The sequence below is a fragment of the Lentzea sp. DG1S-22 genome (assembly GCF_036321065.1).
Classification (GTDB): Bacteria; Actinomycetota; Actinomycetes; order Mycobacteriales; family Pseudonocardiaceae; genus Lentzea; species Lentzea jiangxiensis.
In genome coordinates this window covers 6,175,667-6,202,078 of sequence record NZ_CP143276.1, presented here as the reverse complement: position 1 = coordinate 6,202,078, position 26,412 = coordinate 6,175,667, and the positions used below count along the sequence as shown (strand labels likewise).

General features: G+C 69.4%; 29 protein-coding genes, 1 tRNA gene and 1 riboswitch. Of the genes, 7 read left to right on the top strand and 23 right to left on the bottom strand.

Annotated elements, in window-relative coordinates; all coding sequences use genetic code 11:
- Positions 1-31 precede the first annotated feature (31 nt).
- On the top strand, positions 32-415 hold the full coding sequence (locus tag V1227_RS29035) for a VOC family protein (RefSeq protein WP_236220952.1): 384 nt from the start codon (positions 32-34) through the stop codon (positions 413-415).
- Here V1227_RS29035 and V1227_RS29030 read toward each other — a convergent pair.
- Positions 313-1,983, bottom strand: coding sequence for an MDR family MFS transporter (locus tag V1227_RS29030; RefSeq protein WP_329788547.1), 1,671 nt, complete (start codon positions 1,981-1,983; stop codon positions 313-315). The genes V1227_RS29035 and V1227_RS29030 overlap by 103 nt on opposite strands.
- Before the next feature lie 226 nt (positions 1,984-2,209).
- Positions 2,210-2,713: a pyridoxamine 5'-phosphate oxidase family protein gene (locus V1227_RS29025; RefSeq protein ID WP_329788546.1), complete on the bottom strand. Its 504-nt coding sequence runs from the start codon at positions 2,711-2,713 to the stop codon at positions 2,210-2,212.
- A gap of 432 nt (positions 2,714-3,145) precedes the next feature.
- Between V1227_RS29025 and V1227_RS29020 the strand changes: the two genes are divergently transcribed.
- Together V1227_RS29020 and glyA are read left to right on the top strand one after the other, a co-directional pair.
- Entirely contained in the window at positions 3,146-4,249 is a 1,104-nt protein-coding gene (locus tag V1227_RS29020) for an FAD-binding oxidoreductase (protein WP_329788545.1), read from the top strand.
- 3 nt (positions 4,250-4,252) lie between these two features.
- Positions 4,253-4,337, top strand: a riboswitch (ZMP/ZTP riboswitch).
- Positions 4,338-4,350: 13 nt separating this feature from the next.
- Positions 4,351-5,568, top strand: a complete 1,218-nt coding sequence (gene glyA, locus V1227_RS29015; protein ID WP_329788544.1) for a serine hydroxymethyltransferase — start codon at positions 4,351-4,353, stop codon at positions 5,566-5,568.
- Here glyA and V1227_RS29010 read toward each other — a convergent pair.
- Entirely contained in the window at positions 5,551-6,126 is a 576-nt protein-coding gene (locus V1227_RS29010) for a TetR/AcrR family transcriptional regulator (protein ID WP_329788543.1), read from the bottom strand. The genes glyA and V1227_RS29010 overlap by 18 nt on opposite strands.
- Before the next feature lie 86 nt (positions 6,127-6,212).
- Between V1227_RS29010 and V1227_RS29005 the strand changes: the two genes are divergently transcribed.
- On the top strand, positions 6,213-7,109 hold the full coding sequence (locus tag V1227_RS29005) for an SDR family oxidoreductase (RefSeq protein WP_329788542.1): 897 nt from the start codon (positions 6,213-6,215) through the stop codon (positions 7,107-7,109).
- On the opposite strand, the gene V1227_RS29000 is transcribed toward V1227_RS29005, so the two are convergent.
- The 9 genes from V1227_RS29000 to V1227_RS28960 all read right to left on the bottom strand — a co-directional run bounded on the left by V1227_RS29000 (position 7,094) and on the right by V1227_RS28960 (position 14,285).
- On the bottom strand, positions 7,094-7,606 hold the full coding sequence (locus tag V1227_RS29000; protein WP_329788541.1) for a hypothetical protein: 513 nt from the start codon (positions 7,604-7,606) through the stop codon (positions 7,094-7,096). The two genes, V1227_RS29005 and V1227_RS29000, sit on opposite strands and share 16 nt — an antisense overlap.
- Positions 7,603-8,031, bottom strand: coding sequence for a heat shock protein transcriptional repressor HspR (locus V1227_RS28995; RefSeq protein ID WP_090103635.1), 429 nt, complete (start codon positions 8,029-8,031; stop codon positions 7,603-7,605). The genes V1227_RS29000 and V1227_RS28995 overlap by 4 nt, the downstream gene beginning before the upstream one ends.
- 5 nt (positions 8,032-8,036) lie before the next feature.
- Positions 8,037-9,200 carry a molecular chaperone DnaJ gene (gene dnaJ, locus V1227_RS28990; protein WP_329788540.1) on the bottom strand — a complete coding sequence of 388 codons (1,164 nt, stop codon included), beginning with the start codon at positions 9,198-9,200 and terminating at the stop codon, positions 8,037-8,039.
- A gap of 17 nt (positions 9,201-9,217) precedes the next feature.
- Positions 9,218-9,856, bottom strand: coding sequence for a nucleotide exchange factor GrpE (gene grpE / locus V1227_RS28985; RefSeq protein WP_236220961.1), 639 nt, complete (start codon positions 9,854-9,856; stop codon positions 9,218-9,220).
- Positions 9,853-11,715: a molecular chaperone DnaK gene (dnaK, locus tag V1227_RS28980; RefSeq protein ID WP_329788539.1), complete on the bottom strand. Its 1,863-nt coding sequence runs from the start codon at positions 11,713-11,715 to the stop codon at positions 9,853-9,855. Before dnaK ends, grpE begins: the two co-directional genes overlap by 4 nt.
- Positions 11,716-11,902: 187 nt before the next feature.
- Positions 11,903-12,739: a DUF4097 family beta strand repeat-containing protein gene (locus tag V1227_RS28975; protein WP_329788538.1), complete on the bottom strand. Its 837-nt coding sequence runs from the start codon at positions 12,737-12,739 to the stop codon at positions 11,903-11,905.
- 79 nt (positions 12,740-12,818) lie between these two features.
- Positions 12,819-13,373 carry a hypothetical protein gene (locus V1227_RS28970; RefSeq protein WP_329788537.1) on the bottom strand — a complete coding sequence of 185 codons (555 nt, stop codon included), beginning with the start codon at positions 13,371-13,373 and terminating at the stop codon, positions 12,819-12,821.
- Between the two features lie 4 nt (positions 13,374-13,377).
- Positions 13,378-13,953, bottom strand: a complete 576-nt coding sequence (locus V1227_RS28965) for a TetR/AcrR family transcriptional regulator (protein WP_329794138.1) — start codon at positions 13,951-13,953, stop codon at positions 13,378-13,380.
- An 8-nt stretch (positions 13,954-13,961) separates the two neighbouring features.
- Positions 13,962-14,285: a DMT family transporter gene (locus V1227_RS28960; RefSeq protein WP_329788536.1), complete on the bottom strand. Its 324-nt coding sequence runs from the start codon at positions 14,283-14,285 to the stop codon at positions 13,962-13,964.
- Positions 14,286-14,429: 144 nt separating this feature from the next.
- Here V1227_RS28960 and V1227_RS28955 point away from each other — a divergent pair, with 144 nt between their 5' ends.
- Positions 14,430-16,691, top strand: a complete 2,262-nt coding sequence (locus V1227_RS28955; RefSeq protein WP_329788535.1) for a (Fe-S)-binding protein — start codon at positions 14,430-14,432, stop codon at positions 16,689-16,691.
- A gap of 62 nt (positions 16,692-16,753) precedes the next feature.
- On the opposite strand, the gene V1227_RS28950 is transcribed toward V1227_RS28955, so the two are convergent.
- From V1227_RS28950 to V1227_RS28925, 6 genes are all read right to left on the bottom strand, one after another.
- Positions 16,754-17,134, bottom strand: a complete 381-nt coding sequence (locus V1227_RS28950) for a phage holin family protein (protein WP_329788534.1) — start codon at positions 17,132-17,134, stop codon at positions 16,754-16,756.
- Between the two features lie 34 nt (positions 17,135-17,168).
- Positions 17,169-18,389, bottom strand: a complete 1,221-nt coding sequence (locus V1227_RS28945; protein WP_329788533.1) for an SdrD B-like domain-containing protein — start codon at positions 18,387-18,389, stop codon at positions 17,169-17,171.
- Between the two features lie 26 nt (positions 18,390-18,415).
- Positions 18,416-19,702, bottom strand: a complete 1,287-nt coding sequence (locus V1227_RS28940; protein WP_329788532.1) for a hypothetical protein — start codon at positions 19,700-19,702, stop codon at positions 18,416-18,418.
- 26 nt (positions 19,703-19,728) lie between these two features.
- The gene (locus tag V1227_RS28935; protein WP_329788531.1) at positions 19,729-20,982 is read right to left on the bottom strand and encodes an SdrD B-like domain-containing protein; all 1,254 of its coding nucleotides are present in this window, start codon (positions 20,980-20,982) and stop codon (positions 19,729-19,731) included.
- Between the two features lie 156 nt (positions 20,983-21,138).
- Positions 21,139-21,690 (bottom strand): MarR family winged helix-turn-helix transcriptional regulator, encoded by a 552-nt coding sequence (locus V1227_RS28930; RefSeq protein ID WP_329788530.1) that lies wholly within the window; start codon positions 21,688-21,690, stop codon positions 21,139-21,141.
- Positions 21,691-21,749: 59 nt separating this feature from the next.
- Positions 21,750-22,511 carry an SdrD B-like domain-containing protein gene (locus V1227_RS28925; RefSeq protein ID WP_329788529.1) on the bottom strand — a complete coding sequence of 254 codons (762 nt, stop codon included), beginning with the start codon at positions 22,509-22,511 and terminating at the stop codon, positions 21,750-21,752.
- A gap of 315 nt (positions 22,512-22,826) precedes the next feature.
- Between V1227_RS28925 and V1227_RS28920 the strand changes: the two genes are divergently transcribed.
- Positions 22,827-23,801 (top strand): cation diffusion facilitator family transporter, encoded by a 975-nt coding sequence (locus V1227_RS28920; RefSeq protein ID WP_329788528.1) that lies wholly within the window; start codon positions 22,827-22,829, stop codon positions 23,799-23,801.
- Here the strand turns inward: V1227_RS28920 and dcd are convergent.
- A complete protein-coding gene (gene dcd / locus V1227_RS28915) occupies positions 23,798-24,379 on the bottom strand; it encodes a dCTP deaminase (protein WP_329788527.1) in 582 nt (193 codons plus the stop codon). The two genes, V1227_RS28920 and dcd, sit on opposite strands and share 4 nt — an antisense overlap.
- 48 nt (positions 24,380-24,427) lie before the next feature.
- On the opposite strand from dcd, the gene V1227_RS28910 reads away from it, so the two are divergent.
- A tRNA-Gly gene (locus V1227_RS28910) sits at positions 24,428-24,501 on the top strand.
- A gap of 91 nt (positions 24,502-24,592) precedes the next feature.
- Here V1227_RS28910 and V1227_RS28905 read toward each other — a convergent pair.
- The 4 genes from V1227_RS28905 to V1227_RS28890 all read right to left on the bottom strand — a co-directional run bounded on the left by V1227_RS28905 (position 24,593) and on the right by V1227_RS28890 (position 26,293).
- Entirely contained in the window at positions 24,593-25,474 is an 882-nt protein-coding gene (locus V1227_RS28905) for a tyrosine-type recombinase/integrase (protein ID WP_329788526.1), read from the bottom strand.
- Positions 25,475-25,547: 73 nt separating this feature from the next.
- Positions 25,548-25,865 carry an integrase core domain-containing protein gene (locus V1227_RS28900; RefSeq protein WP_329788525.1) on the bottom strand — a complete coding sequence of 106 codons (318 nt, stop codon included), beginning with the start codon at positions 25,863-25,865 and terminating at the stop codon, positions 25,548-25,550.
- On the bottom strand, positions 25,862-26,050 hold the full coding sequence (locus V1227_RS28895; protein ID WP_329794137.1) for a DDE-type integrase/transposase/recombinase: 189 nt from the start codon (positions 26,048-26,050) through the stop codon (positions 25,862-25,864). The genes V1227_RS28900 and V1227_RS28895 overlap by 4 nt, the downstream gene beginning before the upstream one ends.
- Positions 26,051-26,074: 24 nt before the next feature.
- Positions 26,075-26,293 carry an IS3 family transposase gene (locus V1227_RS28890; protein ID WP_329794136.1) on the bottom strand — a complete coding sequence of 73 codons (219 nt, stop codon included), beginning with the start codon at positions 26,291-26,293 and terminating at the stop codon, positions 26,075-26,077.
- Positions 26,294-26,412 lie beyond the last annotated feature (119 nt).

Here is a 26,412-nt window from a genome sequence, read left to right as displayed (position 1 = left end):
CGGCGGCGGGGGTTCGGCGAAGATCGGCGCCATGACCTCAATCATCCACAACATCACGGTCGACGCGCGCGACTCGTACGAGATCGCCTCGTGGTGGGGCCAGGTCCTGGGCCTGCCGCTCGACCCGGAGGACAACCCCGGCGACCCGGAGTGCCTGATCCACCTGCCGAGCGGCATCCGCTACCTGTTCATCACCGTGCCGGAGGGCAAGGAGCTCAAGAACAGGCTCCACCTCGACCTGCAGCCGGTCGGTACCACCCGCGACGAGGAGGTGGAGCGCCTGATCGGCCTCGGCGCGACGCTCTTCGACGATCAGCGCAGGCCCGACGGCACCGGCTGGGTGACCCTCCGCGACCCCGAGGGCAACGAGTTCTGCGTGGAACGCAGCGCAGCCGAGCGCGCCGCGACGTCCTGATCGTCGTCACTCGAAAGCACCAGCAGCTTGTCCACAGCAGATGCCGACTTGTCCACAATCCGCTGGTCAGTATCCACAGGTGAGTCAAGTTCAGTGGCGACCGTCTGTGCGCCAGAACCCGTTGGAGTGACAACCACGTCCTCGTCCACGGAGTCCCGCAACGGCTGTTCCTTGATCAGCAGCACCGCGATGACCGTGAACACGGCGAGCCCGGCGGCGATGAGGAACAGCTCGCCCATCGCGTCGCCGTAGGAGTCCCGCACGACCGGGGAGAGGGACCCGGGGTCGAGCGTCTTGGTGCTCACCTGGGCCGCCAGCACGGCCCCCAGCACCGAGACGCCGGCCGTCCCGCCCAGCGACCGGAGGAACGTGGCCGTGGAGCTGGCCGCCCCGAGGTCCGCCATCCCGACCCCGTTCTGCACGGCGAGCACGAGGTTCTGCATGGTCAGCCCCACCCCGACACCGACCAGCGCCAGGTAGGCCCCCATGAGCACGAGGTTGGTCCGGTGGTCGATCGTCCCGAGCAGCGCCAACCCGGCGACCAGCGAGAACGACCCCCACACGAGGTAGCTCTTCCACCTGCCGCTCTTGGCGATCAACTGCCCGCTGACCGTCGACGACACGCTCAGCCCGAGCACCAGCGGCACCGTCAGCAACCCGGCCTTGGTCGGCGAGAACCCGCGGGCGATCTGGAAGTACTGCCCCATGAACACCGAGGCCCCGAACATCGCCGTGCCCACCGCGACACCACCCAGCATCGCGAGCACCACCGTCCGGTTCCGGAACAGGTGCAGCGGGATGACCGGCGCGGAAGCCCGCCGCTCCACGAAGTAGGCAGCGGTGATCGCCAGCAACGCCCCGCCGACGAACAGCGCGCTCTCCCGGCTGACCCAGGCGAAGTCCTTGCCGGCGAACGACACCCACATCAGCACCAGGCTCACACCACCGGTGATGAGCGTGGCCCCGAGGTAGTCGATCTTCACGTGCTGCTTCTTCACCGGCAGGTGCAGCGTCTTGTGCAGCACGCCCAGCGCCACCAGCGCCAGCGGCACGCAGACGAAGAAGCACCACCGCCACCCCGGCCAGTCGACGAGGAACCCGCCGACCAGCGGCCCGCCGACCGTGCCGGCGGAGATCACCATGCCGGTGTAGCCGCTGTAGCGCCCACGCTCGCGCGGGCTGAGCAACGCCCCCACGACGACCTGCCCGAGCGCCTGCACACCACCCATCCCGAGCCCCTGCACGACCCGGAACCCGATGAGCTGCTCCATGTTCCGGCTGAACCCTGCCAGCACGGAACCGACGACGAACAGCACGATCGCCGCCTGCAACAACCTCTTCTTGTCGAACAGGTCCGCGAGCTTGCCCCACAGCGGCGTGCTCGCCGTGGAAGCCAGCAACATCGCCGTGATGACCCACGTGTACTGGGTCTGCGTGCCCTTGAGCTCGGCCAGGATCGTCGGGAGAGCGTTCGAGACGATGGTGGAGCTGAGAATGGCGACCAGCAACGCGACCCAGATGCCGGACAGCGCTTCGAGGATCTCCCTGTGTGACGAGGGCCGGTTCAAGCACACCTCCAGTAGTTAGTTGACGCCATACAACTATATCTGGAGATAGTTAGCTAGGCCAACTAATTCGGTGGCTGATGCGTCACACCAGGTTTGCGCGCCTCGGTGGAGTCGAGATCGGGCGCGCGGCCCGGGGAGATCGGAACAGCGAAGTTGGACAGACAGGCCCTCGAACGACGAGACGGCCCGCGCGCCAGGTGCACAGGCCGTCATCACACCGCCGGGATCAGCTCTCCGCCGAACTCATCCGATCCGCCTTGACCCCGAAGAAGTCGCCACCCTTCCGCCGGACGTCGTCGGTCCCCCAGTCCCGGACCCGGTCCACGGGCACCATCCGGGGGATGTGCTTGCGGCAGTGGACGTAGGCCTCCTGCACCTCCACCACCACCCAACGCTCGACCTTCCGGTCCCCTCCGGCGAGCTCCGCGAACTCGGAGAGGGGAGCGATCCGGGCACGTCCGTTCACGTGCAGCCCGATCAGGTCCTCGGTGAAGTCCACCATCAGCATTCCGACGTGCGGGTTCTCCATGATGTTGCCCAGCGACGCCATGACGCCGTTGCCGCGGTACTCGGGGTACACGACGGTCCGCGAGTCGACGACGTGGAGGAACCCGGCCGGCCCGCAGCGCAGCGTCGAGTCGCACTCGCCGTCGGCGTCGGCCGTCGAGATGAAGGCCATCTCCATCCGGCCGACGAAGTCGGCCATCGCGGGGTTGAGGTGGTCCAGCACCTGGTCCGTGTAGAAGCGTCTGGCGCGATCGGACGTCTCCAGGGCACATTGGAGGAAGTGCTCTCCGCGTGAGCCGGGGAGCTCGACACGGTTGGGTGAGGTGGTTTCAGTCAACTCAGGCGGGGACACGCGGCCTACCCAAGCACGCAAGCACGCAACCCGGTACAGAAGGACCCTCACATTCACACTGTTGCGGTAGCAACCACTCACCTAAAGTAATCGTGCTTCGCTCGAAGGTGGCATCAAGGAGTCAAGCGGCCCGAACAGGGGTTACTGTCCACCCTGTCGGGGGACGGATGCTTGACGAGGACGACAGCGCCTTGCTGGCGCCAACCAGAACGTGGAGACTGCGCGCGGACCATGACTGCGAACGCTGTGCTGAGCCCCATCCCTACCCCGCCCCACCGAGAGCCACCCCCCGGCGTCACCGCGATGGTGCGGATGATCCGGGAGAGCTTCGCGGTGGTGGAGCCGCATTCCGAAGAAGTGGCGAAGTTCTTCTACGGAATGCTCTTCTCGCTCTCGCCCGCCACACGCGAGATGTTCCCCGCGAACATGGAGGTGCAACGCAGCCGTCTGCTGCGTGCCCTCGTGCACGTGGTGCAGATGGTCGACCGCCCGGACGACCTCATCCCGTTCCTGCGCCAGCTGGGCCGCGACCACCGCAAGTTCGGTGTCATCAACGTCCACTACGAGGCGGTCGGGACGGCACTGCTGTCCGCGGTGAAGAAGTTCGCCGGTGCCGCCTGGACGCCGAAGGTCGAGATGGCGTGGGCCGAGGCCTACACCCTCATGGCCAGGGCCATGCAGGAGGCGGCCGACGCCGACAACGGGCCCGCGTACTGGCACGCGACGGTGCTGGAGCACCAGCGCGTCTCGTGGGACCTGGCGGTCGTGCGGCTGCAGCCCGACCACCCGGTCAACTACAAGGCCGGTCAGTACGTCAGCGTGGAGACGCCGCAGCGCAAGCGCCTGTGGCGGTACTACTCGCCGGCGAACGCCCCCCGCGAGGACGGCGTCATCGAGTTCCACATCCGGTCCGTCGACGGCGGCTGGGTGTCCCGCTCGGTGGTCGGCCACACGCAGGCCGGTGACACGTGGCGCATCGGACCGCCCATGGGACGTCTCTCGGTCGACCGCACGGCCGGGTCGGACATCCTGATGGTGGCCGGCGGCACGGGTGTCGCGCCGATGCACGCGATCATCGACGAGATGGCGCAGTACGGCGAGAACCCGCGCGTGCACCTGTTCTACGGCGGCCGCACCCGCGAGGACCTCTACGACCTGGACAACCTGCAGCGCATCGCGACCACGAACCCGTGGCTCACGGTCGTGCCGGTGCTGGAGTCCGACCCCGGCGTCCGGGGTGTCGAGCAGGGCAGCCTCGCCGACGTGGTCACCCGCTACGGCGCGTGGGAGGAACGCGACGTCCTGGTCTGCGGCAGCCCCGCCATGATCAGGTCGACGGTCTCCCGCATGCTGGTCGCCGGAACTCCGCTCGACCGGATCAAGTACGACCCGTTCACGCTGGACTAAGCTCGGCACGTCCGCGACTGGCGTGCCGAGGGTGGAAGCGACCACCGGGAAGCGACTGCCGAGCGCACCGAACGCCTGGGTGCCCGGCGTGGAGTCGCGCTGTGCTCGCTGAGACAGATCCCGCCGTGTTCGCCCTGGTCACCGCAGAGGCCGAGCGGCAGGCCCGGAAACTGCGCATGATCGCGTCCGAGAACGACGTGTCGGCCGCCGTGCTCGAGGCAACAGGTTCGGTGCTGACCAACAAGTACTCCGAGGGCTACCCCGGCAAGCGGTACTACGAGGGCCAGCAGGTCATCGACCAGGTCGAGCTGCTGGCGCAGGAGCGCGCGAAGGCGCTGTTCGGCGTGGACCACGCGAACGTCCAGCCGTACTCGGGTTCCCCGGCGAACCTCGCCGTCTACCTGGCCTTCCTGCGGCCGGGCGACACCGTGATGGGCATGTCGCTGCCGATGGGCGGCCACCTCACGCACGGCTGGAGCGTCTCGGCCACCGGCAAGTGGTTCCGCAGCGTGCAGTACGAGGTCCGCAAGGACACCGGCCGCGTCGACCTGGACGAGGTCCGCGCCCTCGCGCTGGCCGAACGCCCGAAGGTGATCTTCTGCGGTGGCACGGCGATCCCGCGCACCATCGACTTCCCGGCGTTCGCGGAGATCGCGAACGAGGTCGGCGCGCTCCTCGTCGCCGACATCGCGCACATCGCCGGACTGGTCGCGGGCGGGGCGCACCCGTCTCCGGTCGGCCACGCCCCGGTGATCACCACGACGACGCACAAGACCCTCAGGGGCCCGCGCGGCGCCATGGTCCTCAGCGACGCCGAGCACGCGAAGGCCGTCGACCGCGCGATCTTTCCCGGTCTGCAGGGCGGGCCGCACAACCACACCACGGCCGCCATCGCCGTGGCGCTGCACGAGGCCGCGCAGCCGGAGTTCCGCGAGTACGCGCACCTGGTCGTGAAGAACGCCCAGGCCCTCGCGGAGGCGTTGCTGGAACGCGGCTTCGACCTGGTGTCCGGCGGCACCGACAACCACCTGGTCCTGATCGACCTCACGTCGAAGCTGATCGGCGGCAAGCCGGCCGCGCGGGCGCTCGACCGGGCGGGCATCGAGCTCAACTACAACGCCGTTCCGTTCGACACCCGCAAGCCGTTCGACCCGTCCGGCATCCGCCTCGGCACGCCCGGCGTCACCACCCGCGGCCTGAAGCCGGAGCAGATGCCGCTGATCGCGGACTGGATGGACCGCGCGATCACCGCCCACGACGACGAGCAGGCCCTGGACCGCATCGCGGCCGAGGTCGAGGAACTACTCGGCGCCCTCTAGCGAGCTGACGGCCTCGCACACGTCACGGAGCGTCCGGCGGGTGATCTCACCGAAGTCCCCGCCGGCCTCCAGCCACGCGTCGTAGCCGCGCTGGAACGCCAGCACGCCGAGCTCGGCGGCCACGGCGGCCTCCAGCTCGGCGACCCCGCGCCGCTTCAGCGCGTCCGTCATCGCGACGGCGAACCCGACCATCTTCAACGCCGCACGCTCGCGCAGCTCGTCGTTGCCCGCGATCACCGCTTGCCGCTGCGGCCCGTACGCCCGCTGCTCGTCGGTGAACCAGGCGCTGACGGCGACCAGCGCCGCCCCGACCGCGGCCAGGGGTCCGGCCCCCTCCGGGGTCTCGGCGATGCCGGTCGTCAGCACCTCGGCCAGCTCGTCCTGACCGCCGAACAGCACCTCGCGCTTGTCCCGGAAGTGCCGGAAGAACGTGCTCTTCGTGAGCCCGGCGCGCTCCGCGATCTGCGCGACCGCCGTGTTCTCGTACCCCTGCTCGCCGAACAGGTCGAGTGCGGCGCGCACCAACCGCTCCCGCGCGTCCGGCTCCCATCGACCCATGCGCCCATCCTAAGTGATGCGACTTAGTCCCATCACTCTGCTACGGTTGATGAGACCAAGTCCCATCACTTGTTGGAGAAGCACCCATGAAGGTCTTCGTCACGGGCGCCAGCGGTCACGTCGGATCAGCGGTGGTCCCCGAACTCCTGCGAGCAGGCCACCAGGTCGTGGGCCTGGCCCGCTCCGAGGCGTCCGCCGCCGAGGTCGAGGCCCAAGGCGCCACCGCCCGGCTGGGCGACCTCGACGACCTGGACGGCCTGCGCAAGGGCGCGGCCGAGTCCGACGCGGTGATCCACCTGGCGTTCAAGCACGACGAGATGTACGCGGGCGACTACCAGGGCGCCGCCGACGCCGACCTCACCGTCGTCAGGGCGTTCCTGGACGAGCTGGCGGGCACCGGCAAGCCCCTGGTCGGCACCAGCGGCACCCTGTCGTACTCGGACCTGGGCCGCACGGCCACCGAGGAGGAACGCGTCCCGGACGACAGCCCCCGCGGCGCGGCCCGCAACGCGATCATCGACGCCCGGGACGTCCGCGGCTCCGTGGTGGTCCTGCCGCCGACCGTCCACAGCCGCCTGGACACGGCGGGCTTCATCCCGACCCTGGTCAGGACCGCGAGGGCCACCGGCATCTCCGGCTACCCCGGCGACGGCACGAATCGCTGGTCAGCGGGCCACACCCTGGACGCGGCACGCCTCTACCGGCTGGCCGTGGAGAAGGCACCCGCCGGCTCGGTGCTGCACGCGGTGGCAGAGGAGGCCGTGACCATGAGGGAGATCGCCGAGGTCATCGGCCGCAAACTGGGCGTGCCGACGGAGAGCATCCCGGCCGAACGAGCACAGGAGCACTTCGGCGCACTGGCGTTCATGGTGTCACGCGACTCACCGACGTCGGCCGAGCGCACGAAGGCCCTGCTGGGCTGGGAACCGCGGGAACCCGGCCTCCTGGAGGACCTGGAAGCCGGGTTCTACTTCGAGAGGTGAGCTTCGAGCTCGAGGTGCGCCTCGGAGAACGCGCCGTCCGGATCGGGCTCGGTCAGCGCGGCTTCCTCCAGCACGGCGAGGGGTTCCGGTCCGCGCAGCCACGCGGCCACCGAACCGCCGGGGGGCAGGTCGCGCAGGCGTCCGGTGACGAGACCCGCCAGCGCGGGCGGTGTGGCGAGGAAGTACGCCTCGATCGCCGCCCGCTCGTCCGGGCCGCCGTTCTCGTGGGCCTCGGTCACGAGGCGCAGCCAGAAGAAGTCGGCGTCGAGCTCACCGGCCGCGATCAGCTCCATCACGCGCGGGAGCAGGTAGCGCACGAAGGTCTCGTCGCCGATCGTCCCGGACCGCAGCCAGAACTCCCCGAGGTGCTCGGAGGTCAGCCGGCGCAGCGGAACCTCGGTGAACGGCGCGACGCTCGCGGCGTCCACGCAGTGGTCGCAGAACTCGACCACGCGGGGACGCGGCGTCGCGAAGACCTCGTAGAGGCGCTCGATCACTTGCGGGGCTTCGGTTTCCACACGACGAGCGCCGTCTCCTGCCGGATCGGGACCAGGTCCCGCCGGTAGGAGGCGTGCACGGCGGCGGCGGCCGAGTCGGCCGCCGCGTGCGCCTGCGCGAGCTCCTGCTGGAGCTCGGCCACCCGCGAGCGGAGGGCGTCGACCTGGTTCTCCAGGTCGATGATCCGCTTGATGCCCGCGAGGTTCACGCCCTCGTCCTGCGAGAGCCGCTGGACCTCGCGCAGCAGCACGATGTCGCGCATCGAGTACCGGCGCCCGCCACCGGGCGTGCGGCCGGGCGACACCAGGCCCATCCGGTCGTAGGACCGCAGGGTCTGGGCGTGCAGCCCGGACAGCTGCGCCGCCACCGAGATCACGAAGAACGGCGTGTCCTCATCGGTCCCGGGAGGGAACGGAAAACCCACCGCTTTCACCGCCCTTCAAGCAGTGCGTTCAGATCACCACGGGGGTCGTGGCCCTTCGTCACGTCCGCGTACGCCTCGAGTGCCGCGCGGGCCTCGGACGAGAGGTTGTTCGGCACCGCGACCTCCAGGGTGATCAGGAGGTCCCCGGCGGAGCCGTCGCGCTTGGTGATGCCCTTGCCCCGGGCCCGCAGCACCCGCCCGGAGGCGGTTCCGGCGGGCACCTTCAAGGTCACCTTGCCGTCGAGCGTGGGCACGGTCAACGTCGTTCCGAGCGCGAGCTCGGGGAACGTCATCGGCGCCGTCAGCGTCAGGTCGTTGCCCTGGCGGCCGAAGATGCCGTGCGGGTTGACGTGCACCCGCACGAACAGGTCGCCGTTCGGACCGCCGTTGCGGCCGGGTTCGCCCTGGCCCGCGAGGCGGATCCGCTGGCCGTCGTCGACCCCGGACGGGATCCGCACCGTCAGCGTGCGGGTGCGGGTGCTGACGCCGTCGCCGCCGCACTCGGGGCACGGGTCGTCGATGATCCGGCCGGTGCCGCGGCAGTCGCGGCACGGCTCGCTGAACGCGAACGCGCCCTGCGAGCGCGTGACCAGGCCGGAACCCGAACAGGTCGCGCACGTGTGCGGCGTGGTGCCCGGCCTGGCACCCGAGCCGTTGCACGTGGTGCAGGCGGCGGGGGACGACAGGCGCAGCGGCACCGTCGCTCCCCTCACCGCCTCGGTGAAGTCGATGCGGACGTCGGTCTCGACGTCCTCGCCGCGGCGCGGGCGCGTGGCCGAGCCGGCCGACGCACCACCGCGGCGGTTGAACAGGCCACCGAGCAGGTCGCCCAGGCCGCCGCCACCGGCGCCCTGCGCGGCACGGCCGAACAGGTCGTTGACGTCGAAGCCGCCCGAGCCGAACCCGCCGGAGCCGGGGAAGCCCCCACCGCCCGCGAACAGCCGGCGGGCCTCGTCGTACTGCTTGCGCTTCGCCGGGTCCGACAGCACGCCGTAGGCCTCGGAGACCGCCTTGAAGCGGGCCTCGGCCTTGGCGTCACCCGGGTTCGCGTCGGGGTGCAGCTCGCGGGCGAGCTTGCGGTACGACTTCTTGACCTCGTCGGCCGACGCGTCGGAGGAGACGCCCAGCTCGCGGTAGAAGTCCTTTTCGATCCAGTCCCTAGCACTCACCGGACGTCTCCTCCTCCCTACGCTTCTTCAGCCGGCGCACCGGGCTCGTGGTCGGTCACCGCGACGAGCGCGGGCCGGACGAGCTTGTCGCCGAACGTGTAGCCGCGGCGCAGGACGGCGGTGACCGTCGGCCCCTCGACGTCCGGGGACGTGCTGTGCTGCACGGCCTCGTGCACCGACGGGTCGAACGCCTCGCCCTCGTGCGCGAACGGCTCCAGGCCGGTCTTCTGCAACGTGGACACGAGCTTGTCCGCCACCGCCTTGAACGCACCGGTCAGGTCGCCGTGCGCGGCGGCCCGCTCGATGTCGTCCAGCACGGAGAGCAGCTCGGAGGCGACGGACGCCTTCGCGTTGTTGATCACCGCTTCGCGGTCGCGTTCCACCCGCTTGCGGTAGTTCGCGTACTCGGCGGTGAGCCGCTGGAGGTCGGCGGTGCGCTCGTCGAGCTGGGTCTTCAGCTCGGCGGCGACGGAGTCCACGACCTCGGCGACCAGGGGCTCTTCGGAAACCGGAGCAGTGCCTTCGCCAAGGCCGTCCTCGGGCGCCGCGTGGGCCGGCGCCCGGACCTCGCCCGTTTCGGGGTCGATCCGGCGCCGGTCGTTCACGACGACCTGAGGCTGCTCCTCGTCAGGGGCGGCGTGCCTCGGTTCGGTCACTTCTTCTCGTCCTCGTCCACGATCTCGGCGTCGACGACGTCGTCGTCCTTCTTGGCACCCGCACCGGCGGCACCCGGAGCGTCCGCACCGGGGGCCTCGGCACCGGGAGCACCCGGAGCGTTCGCGTAGATCGCCTGGCCGATGGCCTGCGACTCGGTCGCGAGCTTCTCCACCGCGGCCTTGATGGCGGCGATGTCGGTGCCCTTGAGCGCCTCGTTGGCCTCGGTGATCGCGGCGTTGACCTTCTCCTTGATCTCCGCCGGGAGCTTGTCGTCGTTCTCCTTGACGACCTTCTCCGTCTGGTAGACCAGGGTCTCGGCCTGGTTGCGGACCTCGGCCTCCTCGCGGCGGCGCTTGTCCTCCTCCGCGTGGGCCTCGGCGTCCTTGACCATGCGGTCGATGTCGTCCTTCGGCAGCGCGGAGCCACCGGTGATCGTCATCGACTGCTCCTTGCCGGTGCCCAGGTCCTTCGCCGACACGTGGACGATGCCGTTCGCGTCGATGTCGAAGGTGACCTCGATCTGCGGCACGCCACGCGGGGCGGGCGGCAGGCCGGTCAGCTCGAACATGCCGAGCTTCTTGTTGTGGGCCGCGATCTCGCGCTCGCCCTGGAAGACCTGGATCTGCACCGACGGCTGGTTGTCGTCCGCGGTGGTGAAGGTCTCGGAGCGCTTCGTCGGGATCGTGGTGTTGCGCTCGATCAGCTTGGTCATGATGCCGCCCTTGGTCTCGATGCCGAGGGACAGCGGGGTGACGTCGAGCAGCAGGACGTCCTTGACCTCGCCCTTGAGGACACCGGCCTGCAGGGCGGCGCCGACGGCGACGACCTCGTCCGGGTTCACGCCCTTGTTGGGCTCGCGGCCGCCGGTCAGCTCCTTGACGAGCTCCGCGACGGCGGGCATGCGGGTCGAGCCACCGACGAGCACGACGTGGTCGATGTCGCCGACGGAGATGCCGGCGTCCTTGATCACGTTGTTGAACGGCGCGCGGGTGCGCTCGAGCAGGTCGTTCGTGATCCGCTGGAACTCGGCGCGCGAGAGCGTCTCGTCGAGGAACAGCGGGTTCTTGTCCGCGTCGACGGTGATGTACGGCAGGTTGATCGAGGCGTTGCTGGAGCTCGACAGCTCGATCTTGGCCTTCTCGGCGGCCTCGCGGATCCGCTGCAGGGCCATCTTGTCCTTGGTCAGGTCGATGCCGTTGGCCTGCTTGAAGCGGTCGACCAGCCAGTCGACGATGCGCTGGTCCCAGTCGTCGCCACCGAGGTGGTTGTCACCGGAGGTCGCGCGGACCTCGACCACACCGTCGCCGAGCTCGAGCAGCGAGACGTCGAACGTGCCGCCACCGAGGTCGAAGACCAGGATGGTCTGCTCCTTCTCGCCCTTGTCGAGGCCGTAGGCCAGGGCGGCGGAGGTCGGCTCGTTGACGATGCGCAGCACGTTGAGGCCGGCGATCTGGCCGGCTTCCTTGGTGGCCTGGCGCTGCGCGTCCTCGAAGTAGGCGGGGACGGTGATGACGGCGTCGGTGATCTCCTCACCGAGGTACGCCTCGGCGTCGCGCTTGAGCTTCATCAGCACGCGCGCGGAGATCTCCTGCGAGGTGTACTGCTTGCCGTCGATCTCGTCGGTCTTCCAGCTGGTGCCGACGTGGCGCTTGACCGACCGGATGGTGCGGTCGACGTTGGTGACGGCCTGGTTCTTCGCGGGCTGACCCACGAGAACCTCGCCGTTCTTCGCGAACGCGACGATGGACGGGGTCGTCCTCGAGCCCTCCGAGTTGGCGATGACCGTCGGCTCACCGCCCTCGAGAACGGCGACGACGGAGTTGGTCGTCCCCAAGTCGATGCCGACTGCACGCGCCATTGGAGTTCCTTCCGCTAGTACTTGTTGAGCGTTGCTGGCTCAAGTTTGCCACCTGCTCAACCTTGAGTCTATCCGACTCAAGCTTTCTGACTGGCTCAACGGCCGGGAAAGTCTCGTTGTTCCCTCACAACGCGACGAGGGCCGCCCCTTGTGGAGTGGCCCTCGACACAGTCCCCCTCGGACGAGCTCAGATCGCGAACACCCGCACCTCGCCGGACCCGGTCGTGAGGTTCAGCTCGAGCGGCGCGTCCGGGTCGGTCGCGACGTGCACCTCGCGCTCCCCGCTGCCCGACGTCCCGGTGACCCGGTACGGACCGCCCGGCACCCGGACGTTGACGTCGCCGGAGCCGCTCATCACCCGCACCGACCTCGGCTCCGCCAAGGTCAGCTCGACCCGGCCGGAGCTGGCGTCGGCGATCACGTCGCCGCCGAGGAAGGAGCCGTCGATGTCGCCGGACCTCGTGACGGCGAGGACCTTGCCCTTCACCGTGTTCAGCTCGATGCGCCCGGACCCGAGGTCGGCGGTCGCGGTGCCGCCCACCCTGGTGGCCCGGAAGTCGCCCGACCCGGTGCTCACCTTGACGTCCCCCGCGATGTCCAGGGCGGCGATGTCGCCGGAGCCGGTCTGGTACTCGACGGACTTCAGGCCCTCGACGACCGCGTCGCCCGACCCGACGTCCCCGACGACCGCGATGTCGGCCGAGGGCACCAGGACCTCGTAGTTGGCCTCGCAGCTGTCCCCGCACGTGTCCAGCACCAGCGCGTCGCCCTCGATCCGGTGGGTGGCGCCGGCCGGCTTGTTGTTCTTGTTGTGCTCCACCCTGCGGTGGATCTTCGTCTCGGTCAGGCCCTGCCGGTACCTGATCGTCACGTCCCCCGAGCCGTTGCGCGCACGCACCGACGTGAACTTCTCCGCGACGACGTGGTCGTCGGAGAACTCGTACTCCACGATGCGGATGCCACAGCCCGACAGCCCTGTCAGCACCGCCCCGGCCAGCAACGCCACCAGCGCCGTCCTCATCATGCGCACAAAACTAGAGGTGGCGTGGCTCGGCGACACGGCAGTCAGCCCCCGAAGACGGGGTGGGGCTGGCCCTACCCCGTCAGACGAGGTCTTCGAGGACCGCGCGCAACGCCGGCGCCGTGCGCGCCGGGTCGTTCAGGAACCGCGTGGACGCCAGCACGTGCGCGGGCGCGATCCGCTCCCACAGCAGGCCCTCGACCGGCACCTCGGCGATGTGCAGCTCCACGCTCTGCGCCCACCGGCCGATGCGCGACTCGACGCCGCGCAGCACGTCCCCGATCGGCAGCGGGGCCGGGCTCTGCACCCGGTGCAGCTGCTCGATGCCAGGCTTGAGCGCGAGCACGGCGGCCCGGCTGGCCGGTCGGGTCAGCAACGCCGCGGCGTTCTCGGCCGTCACGGACTCGGCGTCGTGCGTGCACGCGTCCAGCGCGTCGGCCCACCAGCCCGGCCACTCCGCCGTCACCGCGACGCGGTCCACGCCGGTCGGCACCCGCACCGGCAGCGGCGGGTCCAGACCGGGCACGTGCGGTTCGACGTCCACCGACAACGCGAGGGAGTCGCGCACGTACAGCGCGGCCAGCAGCCCGAGGCTCACTCCGTGGCTGATGCCGGACACCTCTCGCGCGAACTTCATGCCCTCATTCTTCCCCGGTGAGCGGGGCCGGATCGTCGCGACCGCGGATCAAGAAGGACACGATTGGCTCCAGCTCGTCCTCGGTCGGGGCGACGTCCGCTATCAGGCCCTGCACCAGCAGCCCGTCGATCGCGGCGAGGAACGCGCGGAACGCGACCGGGTCGGCGGGCCGCGCGAGCTCCACCGCCAGGTCGAGCCAGCGGCGCGCGGCGGGCTTCAGCTCGGGACGGCGGCCCGCCAGCAGGTACAGCTCGTACTCGGCGAGCGTCCGTCCCCGGTCGCGGCCGACCGCCCTCGCGAGGCTCGACGCGATCTCGCGCGCGGTGCCGCTCGCGACGATCTTCAGGATGTCGTCGCACAGCGCTTCGGCCGACCACAGCAGCGTCGCGATCAGCAGTTCGTCGAGCGTCGCGAAGTAGTAGGTGGGCGCTGTCGTCGGCACGCCCGCCTCACGGGCGACGCTGCGGTGCGTCACGCCGGCGATGCCCTCGCGCTCGATCACGCGCAGCGCGGCCTCGACGATCGCCCGCCGCTTCTTCTCGCCGCGCGCCTTGCGGCCGTCGACCTTCTGGCTCTCCACCACCGCGGTCAGTGCGTCCTCCCGAGTTCGAGCGTCACCACGCCGCCGATGATCAGCGCCAGTCCGATGACCATCGTCGGGTTGAGGGTCTCGCCGAGGAACCTCCAGCCGATGATCGCGACGGCTGCGACGCCGACGGCCGACCACACGGCGTAGGCGACGCCCACGGGCATACCCAACTTCAACGCGCGCGAAAGTGCTGTGAAGGCGATGGCGTACCCGATGACGACCACCACCGACGGCCACAGTCTGGTGAATCCCTCGGACAGCTTCAACGAGACCGTGGCCCCGATTTCCGCCGCGATCGCCGCGGCGAGGAGCAGGTACAGCACGGCGACCCCCGGAGGCTGGAACCAGATACCTGAACGATTGTTCCACAAGTTTGAGGTCCAGTTCCGCTTTCTTGACCGGTCCGTGAGGAGACACCGGCCACGTCCAAGTGGTTACTCAGCGGTAACCTGGCCTAGACTCCCGCCATGACCCTCCAGCTGGTTCTCGGACTCGTCGCCGTGGCGGTGAGCGTCGTCGCCTGGGGCGTGTTCGTCGCCGGCGTGCTGAAGCAGATCAGGATCATCCGGCTCGGGCAGCCGGACGGCACCCGCTTCGGGCCGTTCGTGCCGCGCATGAAGACGATGATCGTCGAGTTCGTCGCCCACACCAGGATGGCGAAGTTCCGTTCGGTCGCCCCGTGGCACTGGATGGTGATGTGGGGCTTCCTCATCGGCTCCGCGGTGCTGTTCGAGGCGTACGGCGAGGTGTTCGACCCGCGCTTCCACTGGCCGGTCATCGGCACGTGGTCGATCTGGCTGCTGCTGGTCGAACTGCTGGGCCTCGGCACCGTCGTCGGCGGTGTGGCCCTCGCGATCATCCGCCAGCTCAACCACCCGCGCCGGGCCGACCGGATCTCCCGCTTCGCGGGCTCGAGCTTCCGCTCCGCCTACTTCGTCGAGGCGGTCGTGATCATCGAGGGCGTCGGCATCCTCATGGTCAAGGCGTTCAAGCAGTCGAGCGGCCTCGAGTCCGCGCCGCTGTGGACGTCGTTCGTGACGCAGCCGCTCGCGCAGCTCCTGCCCTCCGCGCCCATCTGGGTGTCGGTGATGGCGCTGGTCAAGCTGCTGAGCGGCATGATCTGGCTGGTCGTCGTCGGCCGGAACCTCACGATGGGCGTCGCCTGGCACCGGTTCTCGGCGTTCTTCAACATCTACTTCAAGCGCGAGGACGACGGCGGCGTCGCCCTGGGCGCGCTCAAGCCGATGATGTCCGGCGGCAAGGTGCTCGACCTCGAGGAGGCCGACCCGGACAAGGACGTGTTCGGCGTCGGCAAGGTCGAGGACTTCAGCTGGAAGGGCTGGCTCGACTTCTCCACCTGCACCGAGTGCGGCCGCTGCCAGTCGCAGTGCCCCGCCTGGAACACCGGCAAGCCGCTGTCGCCCAAGATGGTCATCACGCAGCTGCGCGACCACGCCTACGCCAAGGCGCCGTACCTGCTCGCCGGCGGCTCGCGCGACATGGCCGGTGATGAGGTCGGCCTGGTCGAGGACAAGTACGAGGACTACAAGAAGCGCCTCGAGTCGATCGACGTGCTGGCGATGGCCGAGTCCGAGCGCCCGCTGGTCGGCGGTCCCGACGAGCTCGGCGTCATCGACCCCGAGGTGCTGTGGTCGTGCACGACCTGCGGCGCGTGCGTCGAGCAGTGCCCGGTGGACATCGAGCACGTCGACCACATCGTCGACATGCGCCGCTACCAGGTGCTGATCGAGTCGAACTTCCCGACCGAGCTCGGCGGCATGTTCAAGAACCTCGAGAACAAGGGCAACCCCTGGGGCCAGAACGCCAAGGACCGCCTGGCCTGGACCGAGGGCCTCGACTTCGAGGTGCCGGTGTTCGACGGCGACCTGGGCGACGCGGAGTACCTGTTCTGGGTCGGCTGCGCCGGCGCGTTCGAGGACCGCGCGAAGAAGACCACGCGGGCCGTCGCCGAGCTGCTGCACACCGCGGACGTGAAGTACACGGTGCTCGGCCCGGAGGAGACCTGCAGCGGTGACCCGGCCCGCCGCGCCGGCAACGAGTTCCTGTTCCAGATGCTCGCGCAGCAGAACGTCGAGGTGCTCAACGCGGTCTTCGAGGACCGCCCGGCCGGCCAGCGCAAGATCGTCGTGACGTGCGCGCACTGCTTCAACACGCTCGCGAACGAGTACCCGCAGGTCGGTGGCACCTACGAGGTCGTGCACCACACGCAGCTGCTGAACAAGCTGGTCCGCGAACGCCGCCTGGTGCCGGTCGCGCCGGTCACCGAGGACGTCACGTACCACGACCCGTGCTACCTGGGCCGCCACAACAAGGTCTACGAGGCACCCCGCGAGCTCATCGGGGCGTCCGGCGCGAAGCTGCGCGAGATGCCGCGCCACGAGGAGCGCTCCATGTGCTGCGGTGCCGGTGGCGCTCGCATGTGGATGGAGGAGCGGATCGGCAAGCGCATCAACCTCGACCGCGTGGACGAGGCCCTGGGCACCGCGCCGTCGAAGATCGCGACCGGCTGCCCGTTCTGCCGCGTGATGCTGACCGACGGCGTGACCGCGCGGCAGTCCGACGGCCAGGCCGGTGCGCACGTCGAGGTCGTGGACGTCGCGCAGATGCTGCTGGAGTCCGTGCGCCGCGGCACGGAGAAGCAGGACACGCCGACCGACGAGGTCCCGACCGGCACGCCGCTGCCGGACGAGGACAAGGCGAAGGCCTGAGTCCCACGGCAAGAGAAAGGCCCTCGGTCCACAACGGACCGAGGGCCTTCTTCGTCACCGGGTCAGTCCTTGTCGGTGACCTTGTCGTAGACGACGTTCAGGACCCAGCCGGTGAGGGCGACGATGATCGCGCCCCAGAACGCGGGCCAGAAACCGTCGACGCGGAACGGCAGGTCGAGCTGCTCGGCCAGCCAGCCGGTGAGCATGAACAGCAGCGCGTTCACCACGAGCCCGATCAGACCGAGCGTGAGCAGGTAGAACAGGCAGCCGAAGAACCTCACCAGCGGCTTCACGACCGCGTTCACCAGGCCGAAGATCACCGCGACGCCGAGCAGCGTGAGGACCTTCGACCCGGTGGTGCCCTCACCCAGGTCGATGCCCGGGAGGGCGGTCGACACCCAGACCGCCACGGCGGTCAGCAGCACATGCACCAAGATGCCCATGCCGCGCAGACTAGCCGTGGCGGGTCCTAAGTGGTCAGGACCGGCGGCGGCGCGCCACGAGGAACGCACCCGTGCCGGCCGCGAGCAGCAGCGCGCCCAGGCCGAGGAAACCCAGTGGTGAGGCGCCCGTGGACGCGAGGCCGGACTTGTTGCCCTCCTGCGCCACGGCCGGGGCGGTCGTGGTCGTGGTGGTCGTCGGTGACGGCGTGCTCGGGGTCGTGGTCTCCGGGGCCTTCTCCACGACCCTCACCGCGCGGAACGCCACGTTGTCCTGGAACGGGTCCTTGAAGAACTTGCTGGGCCGCACGATGACGTGCAGGTTCTGGATCTCCAGCTTGGTGAACCTGATCCTGAGCCGCACGTCGACGCTCCCGCCCGGCGCGATCGGGTCCTTCGACTCGAACTCGAACCCGGTGCCGTTCGGCGCCACCACGTTGTCGCTGTGCGACAACGTCTCCGCGTCGTAGCTCGCGAGCACGAACGACGCCTTCTCGGCGGCCTCGCCCTTGTTGCTGATCCTGATGACGACGTCGGCCTCCTCGCCGAGGACGTAGACGTCCTTGGCCGGCGTGAGCACCGGAACGTCGACCGCGAGGTCGCCCTTGATCGCCGCGTGGCGGAGGTCGAACGTGGTGACGTTGTTGAACCGCTCGAGCTTGAACGTCCTCGAACCGGTCGTGCCGACCGGGCGGAGGTTCCTGGCCGAGTGGTCGGCGGGGACGAACGCGTAGTCGCCGAAGGGCAGGTCGTTGAGCTCGAAGTAGCCCTTCTCGTCGGGTGCCGGCAGCGGCTTGCCGTTCAGGGTGCCGGGATCGAGCAGCTGCTCGTCCGGCTGGCGCACGTGGTCCAGGTTGGCGTCCACGTACGAGTACCCGATGACGCGGGAACCGTAGAGGCGGACGTCGACCGTGCCGCCCGTGGTGGTGCGGTCGAACGTGCTGGAGGTACCCGCGTTGTACCGCTCGATCGCGGGCGACTCGACGCGGTACCTGCCCGGCGGGAGGTTCTCCACCCGGTAGCGGCCCTCCGCGTCGGTGGCGTACTTGGCGACCCTCTCACCGGAGTCCGCCTTGACGATCGTGCCGCCCGGATCCCCGGCCAGCGCGACCTCACCCTCGTCGTACCGGCTGTTGCCGTTGCGGTCGAGGTAGACCCGGCCCTCGATGCTGATCGTCTCGTCCTGCGCCGCCGCGGTGGTGGCCGCGACGGGCAGGGCGAGGGCTGCCGTCATCGCGACGGCGAACACCTTCTTCACGTTGTCCCCCAGTGGTTTTCGGTTGTTCAGGAGCGGCGGCGGCGCGCCGCGAAGAAGACACCCGTGCCGGCCGCCAGGAGCAGCGCGCCGAGGCCGAGGAAGCCCAGCGGCGACGCGCCCGTGGACGCGAGACCGGACCTGTTGCCCGCCTGCGCCACGACCGGAGCGGTCGTGGTCGTGGTGGTCGTCGGCGCGGCACCGGTCTGCGAAGGCGACGTGGTGGTCGTCGGCGCCGTGGTGCCCCCTTCGACGACCTTGATCATCGTGCTGACCACGTTGTTCTTGTGGTCGACGTCCTCGTAGCCCTCGGGGACGAAGCGCACCATCGCGTGCACCTCGGTGTACTCCAGGTCGTTCAGCTCGATCTTCAGCGCGATCTCGGTCTGCTCGCCGGGCAGGATCTTCTCCACGGTGGTGAAGACCTCGTCGGTGCCGGGCTGCAGGGTCACGTTGTCGCTGTGGGACAGCAGCTTCGCGGAGAAGCTGCCGAGGACGACGGTCGGCGCGACCGGCACGTTGCCCTTGTTGGAGACCGTGAGCTTCAGGTCGAGCCGGTCGCCGAGGGTGTAGGTGTCCTTGACCGGCGAGAGCGTGGACGCGAGCGCCATGTCGGCCTTGGCGTCGACGTAGCGCAGGTCGACCCGCGCGTTGCGCTCGTGGGTGAACGGCACCGCCCGGCTGCGGGTCAGCCAGTCGACGTCCTGGTCGGACTTGGGCCGCGCCAGCGCGAGACGGCTCTTCGCGAGGTTCGGCGCGGTGACGGTCATGGTGCCGAACGGGAGGTCGAGCAGGTAGCGGCCGTCCGCGCCCGCGCCGGTCTCGGCGGCGAAGTCGGCCCCGGTCGCCGTCTTGCCGGTGACCTTCACCTTGCCCTCGTGGATCTTCTCGTCGGCCTGCTTCACGCCGTCGTCGTTCGCGTCGACGAACGTGAACCCGCTGAGGAAGTTCCCGCGCAGCGGGAAGTCCACGTTCGACGCGGACTCGGCAGCGCCCCGGGCCGGCTTGGTGGTCGAGTAGTCGGACATGTCCGAGTTGGCGATCGAGTACTTCGGCCCCTTGGGCAGAACGGCCTTGTACCTGCCGTCCGGACCCGTCGGGAAGTTGCCGACCTTCTCGTTGGTGCCCACGACGAAGACGGTGACCCCGGGACCGCTGGCCCGGACGTTCTCCCCTTCGCTGAAGAGGTTGTCCCCGTTGCGGTCGAGGAAGAACAGGCCCTCGACGGTGATCGTCTCACCCTGGGCCGCGGCCGAGGTGGCCGTGACGGGAAGGGCGAGAGCAGCCGTCATCGCGACGGCGAAGAGCTTCTTCACTTGTGTCCCCAGGAGTTTTCGGTGGATCAGGAACGACGGCGGCGCGCCACGAAGAACGCCGTGGTGCCCGCCGTCAGGAGCAGGGCGGCCAGGCCGAGGAAACCCAGCGGCGAGGCGCCCGTGGACGCGAGGCCCGAGCCGTTGCCCGCCCGGGCGGCGGCCGGGCCGGTCGTCGTGGCGGGCACGGCCGAGGTCTGCGCGGGCGAGGTCTGGACGGGCGAGGACGTGGTCGGCGCGGTGGTCTCCGCCCCCTTCTCCACGACCTCGATCAGCAGCTTCTGCTTGTTGTCGGCGAAGTTGTCCTCGCCCCACTTGCTCGGGGTGACGAACGGGAAGACGTACGGCAGCTCGGTCGAGGTGAGCTTCACGCGGAGCTCGACGTCGATGCTCTTCCCCGGCAGCAGCAGGTCCTTCATCGTGAACGTGTCGTCCTCACCGACGAGGTTGTCGCTGAACGACAGCGTCTCGGCGTGCCACGCCGAGAGGAGCACGTCCGCCTTGTCCGGCGCCTCACCGTTGTTGGTGATCCGGAAGTCGACGCCGACCTCGTCGCCCACGGTGTAGACGTCCTTCGCGGGCGTCACGACCGGCATGCCCATCGTCAGGTCGCCCTTGGGGTTGAAGTAGAGGACGTCGATCGGCGCCGAGGAGAAGTCCGCGTCGACGTCGTAGACGCGGCGGCCGGTGACCCAGTCCAGGCCGCTGGACGTCTGCGTGTCCCGGAGCGCGAGGCCCTCACGGCGGTAGTCCGCCGCGACGAGCTCGTACCTGCCGAAGGGCAGGTCCTGGACGAGGAACTGGCCGTCCGGCCGGAGTTCGAGCTTCCTGCCGTTCAGCGTGCCGGGCTCCAAGGGGCGCTCGCCCAGGTCCGCGTCCATCCCGCCGTTGCGGTTCTGGTCGAGGAACGAGTAGCCGATCAGCTGACCACCGCGCACACCGAAGTCGACGGTGCCGCCCCCGGTCGTCACGCTCCGGCGCCCGGTGGGCGCGTACCGCCCGGCGACCTCGACGCTGACCACGTACCTGCCCGCGGGCAGGTCGCGAACGCCGTACCTGCCGTCCGCGCCGGTCGCGTACTCACCGACGAGCTCGCCGGAGCCGTCCCGGACGACCTTGACGATCTTCTCGTTCGGCACGCCCGGCTCGTCGGCGGTCTTGCCGTCCTCGTCGCGGTCGAACCACACGAGGCCTTCGATCGAGATCCCGTCCTGCGCGGCGGCCGTACCGGCCACGGGCAGGAGAAAGGCAGCCGCCATCGCGGCCGCGCAGAGCTTGCGCACAGTTCCCCCAGGTTCCGCTACTCCATCTGGGTATCGGAATCCGGGGGTCCCGGCGTTGCGTGAGCTCCGTCACTCGGACAGCGGGCAGCCACCCATCTCGCACCCCTCCCTCTCATGCTATTCAGCACGATATCGGATAGTACGAGTTCGTATCAATTACTCCTTGCTGTCGAGTGCGAGCCGTGTGCGCCGATGAGCGGGCCCCAGCTCGCCCGACAGCACCTCCACGACCTGGCGCAGCAGATCGCGCAGGGTCACGAGGTCCGGCTCCGGCAGCGCGGTGAAGAGGTCCCGCTCCCGTTCCGCCTGACCCGCGACGATCTGCAGGAAGATCGCGCGGCCCGCGTCCGTGAGCGTCGCCGGCAACGACCGCCGGTCGCTCGGGTCGAGCTCACGCACGACCAGACCGGCCTTCTCCAGCCGGTCGAGCCGGCTGGTGATCGTCGTGGCCGGGCTCAGCGTGCCGTTCGCGAGCTGCTTGGGCGTGAGGCGGTGCGGCGGCCCGGTCCAGAACAGGCGCGCGAGGATCTCGTAGTCGGCGCGGTTGAGGCCGTGCGGCGCGGCGATCTCCGTGGCGAGGAAGTCGAGGTACTTGCTGATCTGGTGCACGCGGTCGACCACGCCCTCGACCACCGGATCGATCGCCGGAACCACGGCCCTCCACGACTCGACCTCGGCATCGGTGTCGTCAGCACCACGGTTGCCCATCCCACGATGGTAGTTGCGGCGCGGCCCGCGCCCTTCCCGGACGCGGGCCGCGCTCCCCGTCAGCCGGTGACGCTGACGTACCCGTTGCAGGCGTTGTTCTGCGGGGTGGCGTCGCCCTCCACGTCCGCCGGCGCGCTGAACTCGACCACCAGGTCGCCGGGAGCTGTCGCGACGAACGTGGCCAGCACGAAGTTCGGCTCACCGGTGTTCGGTGCGACCGCGCCGAGCAACGTGGTGGCCTCGCGCTCCCAGACGTGGTGGACGTCGCCGGTGATGCTCTCCAGCCTCAGCCCCGCACCCCAGCGGGCGTCGAGCTGGACCTGGTCGGCGACGTTGCCGAAGTTGGCGTAGAAGACCTGGAACGTGAAGCGCTCGCCGACCGCGACCACCGGCCGGTCCGCCACGACGACGCCGACGCTCTTGTCGTGCACCGCCTTGCGGTAGCCGGCGTCCACCCGCTGCCGCGAGCCGTGCCGGACGGTGACGGTGTGCCGGCCGCTGCGCAGCCAGTCGACGTCGGAGTCCCGGCCCGGCTTCGTCAGGCCGTGCCCCAGCGGCCGGGCGAACTCCATCTCGTACGTGCCGTCGGCGAGCCCGGTGAGGCGGTAGCGGCCGCGCTCGTCGGTGGTGGCGTTGGCAGGCCTGCCCGGCAGACCGACCAGGACCCCCGCCATCGGCGGTTCGCCCGCCTGGCGCACGCCGTCCTCGTTGACGTCGAGCCACACCTCGCCGTTGACGGCGTTCGGCCGCTCGGCGATCGCGGGTGAGGCGGCGAGCAGGACTGCTGCGGACGCGACGAGGCCCACGGTGAACTTGTGCATCGGTGCTTCCCCCGTGTTCGAGATTCCCCAGAGGCCCTTCCCGGGCCTGCAGGAGGTGACTCGCACGAGCGGGCAAGCCGGTTGCCGCGGTGATCTGATCGTTATTCCCGTTGTGCCCCAACGGAAATGCAGAACGGCCCGCGTCTCTCCCGGACGCGGGCCGTTCCGTCTCACCCCCTGGTGATCAGCTTCCCCCGGTTGCGGATCCCGCATGTAAGACACCTCAGGTGCGACCGATGTTGCCCCGTCGGCCGAATGTCACTCGAATGCAGTAACGATCGGCTGGCGCACCCCACCGGTCCTAGGCTGATCACCATGAGCGAGAAGCCGTCGGGATCGGGCGAGAGCACGCTGACAGTCGTCCTCGCGCTGCTGGTCAACCTGGCTATCGCGGTCATGAAGGCCATCGCGGGCGTTGTGACCGGTTCGGCCGCGATCCTCTCCGAAGCGGCCCACTCGGTGGCCGACACGTTCACCGAGGCCCTGCTGCTGACGGCCCTGCGCCGCTCCGACCGCCCCGCCGACCGCCGCCACCCGTTCGGCTACGGCAAGGAGCGCTACTTCTGGTCACTGCTGGCCGCCGTCTCGATCTTCGCGTCGGGCGCGGTGTTCGCGTTCTACGAGGGCTTCCGCACGGTCTTCGGCGCCCCGGAGGAACAGACCCGCCCGCTCGTCGGCTACATCGTGCTGGGTCTGGCCTTCGCCCTCGAGTCGGTGTCGTGGACCCAGGCGTTCCGGCAGGTCCGCTCCGAGTCGAAGAAGCACGGCCGCGGCTTCTGGGACTTCCTGCGCGTGTCCGACGACCCGACCGTGAAGACGGTCTTCCTCGAGGACTCCGCCGCCCTGATCGGCCTGGTCCTGGCGTTCCTCGGCCTGGGCCTGCACCAGCTGACCGGCTCGTCGGTGTGGGACGGCCTCGCCTCGCTGGCGATCGGCGTGCTGCTGGCACTCGTCGCCTACACCCTGGCGCGCACCAACCGCGGCCTGCTGATCGGCCGCCAGGCGGACCCGGTGGTGGTGAAGGCGATCTGGCACCGCCTGGCGGGGGAACCCGAGGTCGACGCCGTCGTGGACCTGCTGACGATGCTCATCGGCACCGACCGCGTGCTGCTCTGCGCGCGCCTGGACTTCGTCGACGCGCTGACGGCGTCCGAACTGGAGAACGCCTGCGTCCGCATCTCCTCGGAACTGCACGCGGAGTTCCCCGACCTCGACGAGATCTTCCTGGAACCGGTGCCCCGCACCGACCCGGACCTGCGGCGCCGGGTGCTGGAGCGCTACGGCTTCTAGCGGCGCGTGTCCGTGCGGTGGAAGTTCAGGTACGCGCGGCTCGGCGTGGGCCCGCGCTGCCCCTGGTACCGGCTCCCGGCCTGCGTCGAGCCGTAGGGGTGCTCGGCCGGGCTGGACAGCTTGAACAGGCAGAGCTGCCCGATCTTCATGCCGGGGTGCAACGTGATCGGCAGGTTGGCGACGTTCGACAGCTCCAGCGTGATGTGCCCCGAGAAGCCGGGGTCGATGAAGCCCGCCGTGGAGTGCGTGAGCAGCCCGAGCCGGCCGAGGCTGGACTTGCCCTCGAGCCGCCCCGCCAGGTCGTCCGGCAACGTGACCATCTCGTACGTCGAGCCGAGCACGAACTCACCGGGGTGCAGCACGAACGGCTCACCCTCGGGCGTCTCGACCAGGCTCGTGAGGTCGTCCTGCTGCTGCGCAGGGTCGATGTGCGTGTACCTCGTGTTGTTGAAGACCCGGAAGAACCGGTCCAGCCGCACGTCGATGCTCGACGGCTGGAGCATCTCGACCGTGAAGGGGTCGAGGAGGAGACGGCCGGACTCGACCTCTTTGCGCAGATCCTGGTCACTCAGCAGCACCGGGACAGGCTAGCCCAGGCTTGTGTATGATCGGCGACGCAGTGCTTCGCGGGTGTAGTTCATTGGTAGAACGACAGCTTCCCAAGCTGTAGAGGCGGGTTCGATTCCCGTCACCCGCTCCAACAGCGAAGGCCCTGGTAAGAGTCACAAGCGACTCGCCAGGGCCTTCGCTTTTCGATCTCGCGAGTACGTCACCGTGCTGTCTACGTGCGGTTAGCCGACCGGAGCTAGCACGCCGGCCTGTCCGTCGTCGTCCTCATCCGTGGCCTTCGTCCCACGCTCCCGATCGACCAGGCCATTCAACCCACGAGCGATCTCCTGATCGGCCTCGCTGGTCGCGTGCTGGTAGATCCTCGCCGCACGGGGACTGTCGTGGCCCATTCGCGCCATCAGGTCCTTGGTGCTGGCCTTCGTGCGAGCGGCGAGCGTGTTCCCGGTGTGCCGCAGGTCGTGAAAGTGCAGGTGAGGAACACCAACCGCTTTCACTGCCGCTTTCCAGCCGGTACGCGGGTTGAAGTCGCCCCGCCGAAGCGGGTTGCCGCGCTTCCCCGTGAACACCCAGGCGTCCGGCTTGGAGCCGGTGAACTCGTCCAGGTGGGCAAGCAGGTCTGCGCGAATCGCCTCAGGAACAGCGACCGTGCGCAGTCCCGCACGAGACTTCGACGGCCCGTAGATCAGCCCACGACCGGGCAGCTCGACGAAGGCACCACGAACCCGCACCGAGCTTGCGTCCGGCGCGATGTCCTGCCGCCGAAGAGCGGTGATCTCGCCCCACCGCAGCGTTGCGAACGCGGCGAGGAGCACGAACGCCCGGTACCGCTTCTCTGCCATCCGAGAGGCCAGGTCGAACACCTGGGCCACAGTCAGCACTGGCCGCTCATCGGGATGCTCAGAGCCAGCGCCGCGCACCTGGCACGGGTTGCGCGGGATGATCCGGTCCTCGTTCGCTGCTGTCATGAGCACGGCCCGCAGGAGGCGGTAGGCCTTGGCCGTCATCGACGCAGACACGCCCTCACGGAGGAGCTTGGCTCTCCACGTTCGGATCATCGGGGTGTCGAGCTCCCCCAACTGCGTGTCGCCGAGGTGCGGAGTCACGTACTTGGTGAGTAGCCAGTCGTAGAGGTGATGGGATTGCCCCGTTCTGACGGACAAGGTCGATGAGGTGTGATCACGCTACCTGATCGACTGGCTGGTATCGGGCGGATTCGTAGGCGTTGGGGCTGAGGTAGCCGAGGCTGGAATGCCGGCGGCGCGTGTTGTACCAGCCCTCGATGTATTCGAAGATTGCCTTGTGCGCCTCGGTTTTCGTGGGCCAGGGCTGCCGGTCGAGCAGCTCGGTTTTGATGGTGGCGAAGAACGATTCGGCGACCGCGTTGTCCCAGCATTGGCCCTTGCGGCCGACCGAGAGCCGCACCCCGGCGTCAGCCGCCGCGCGGGCGTACTGGCCAGAGGTGTATTGGCAGCCCCTGTCGGAGTGGAAGATCACGCCGGTTCGGGGCGGCGCTGGGCGACGGCGTTGCGCAGGGCCTGTTCGACCAGGTCGGTGCGCAGGTGGTCGGCGGTGGCCCAGCCGACGACCTTCCGGGAGCCGAGGTCGATCACAGTCGCGAGATAGAGCCAGCCTTCCCAGGTGTTGATGTAGGTGATGTCTCCGCACCAGCGGTTGTTGATTTCCCCTGCGCTGCAAGAGAAATCTCACTTGATCAGGTCAGCGGGTGTGGTCGCGGCCAGATCCGGGATGGTGGTGGTGCGCCAGCGTTTCGGTGCCCGTCCGGCTCGGCCGGCCTGGCGCAGGAGCCGAGCGACGCGCTTGCGGGAGTGCCGATACCCCTGATCGGCGAGTTCGGCGTGGATCCGCGGCGTCCCGTAGATGCCGTTCGACTCATCGTGCACCTCGATGATCTTCTCGGTCAGCGCGGCGTCGACCCGCTCACGCGCGGACGGGCCCGCGGCGCGGCGGGCGTAGTAGGCGGCACGGGAGACCTGGAGCAGTTCGCACGCACGCTTGACGTTGCCGCTGCCGACCTTCTCCG

Coding starts and splice junctions, on each gene's coding strand:
- V1227_RS29035 (WP_236220952.1), top strand. CDS start 32: ATGACCTCAATCATCCACAACATCACGGTCGACGCGCGCGACTCGTAC.
- V1227_RS29020 (WP_329788545.1), top strand. CDS start 3,146: ATGGTGCGGATGATCCGGGAGAGCTTCGCGGTGGTGGAGCCGCATTCC.
- V1227_RS29010 (WP_329788543.1), bottom strand. CDS start 6,126: ATGGGTCGATGGGAGCCGGACGCGCGGGAGCGGTTGGTGCGCGCCGCA.
- V1227_RS29005 (WP_329788542.1), top strand. CDS start 6,213: ATGAAGGTCTTCGTCACGGGCGCCAGCGGTCACGTCGGATCAGCGGTG.
- dnaK (WP_329788539.1), bottom strand. CDS start 11,715: ATGGCGCGTGCAGTCGGCATCGACTTGGGGACGACCAACTCCGTCGTC.
- V1227_RS28975 (WP_329788538.1), bottom strand. CDS start 12,739: ATGATGAGGACGGCGCTGGTGGCGTTGCTGGCCGGGGCGGTGCTGACA.
- V1227_RS28970 (WP_329788537.1), bottom strand. CDS start 13,373: ATGAAGTTCGCGCGAGAGGTGTCCGGCATCAGCCACGGAGTGAGCCTC.
- V1227_RS28955 (WP_329788535.1), top strand. CDS start 14,430: ATGACCCTCCAGCTGGTTCTCGGACTCGTCGCCGTGGCGGTGAGCGTC.
- V1227_RS28950 (WP_329788534.1), bottom strand. CDS start 17,134: ATGGGCATCTTGGTGCATGTGCTGCTGACCGCCGTGGCGGTCTGGGTG.
- V1227_RS28930 (WP_329788530.1), bottom strand. CDS start 21,690: ATGGGCAACCGTGGTGCTGACGACACCGATGCCGAGGTCGAGTCGTGG.
- V1227_RS28925 (WP_329788529.1), bottom strand. CDS start 22,511: ATGCACAAGTTCACCGTGGGCCTCGTCGCGTCCGCAGCAGTCCTGCTC.
- V1227_RS28920 (WP_329788528.1), top strand. CDS start 22,827: ATGAGCGAGAAGCCGTCGGGATCGGGCGAGAGCACGCTGACAGTCGTC.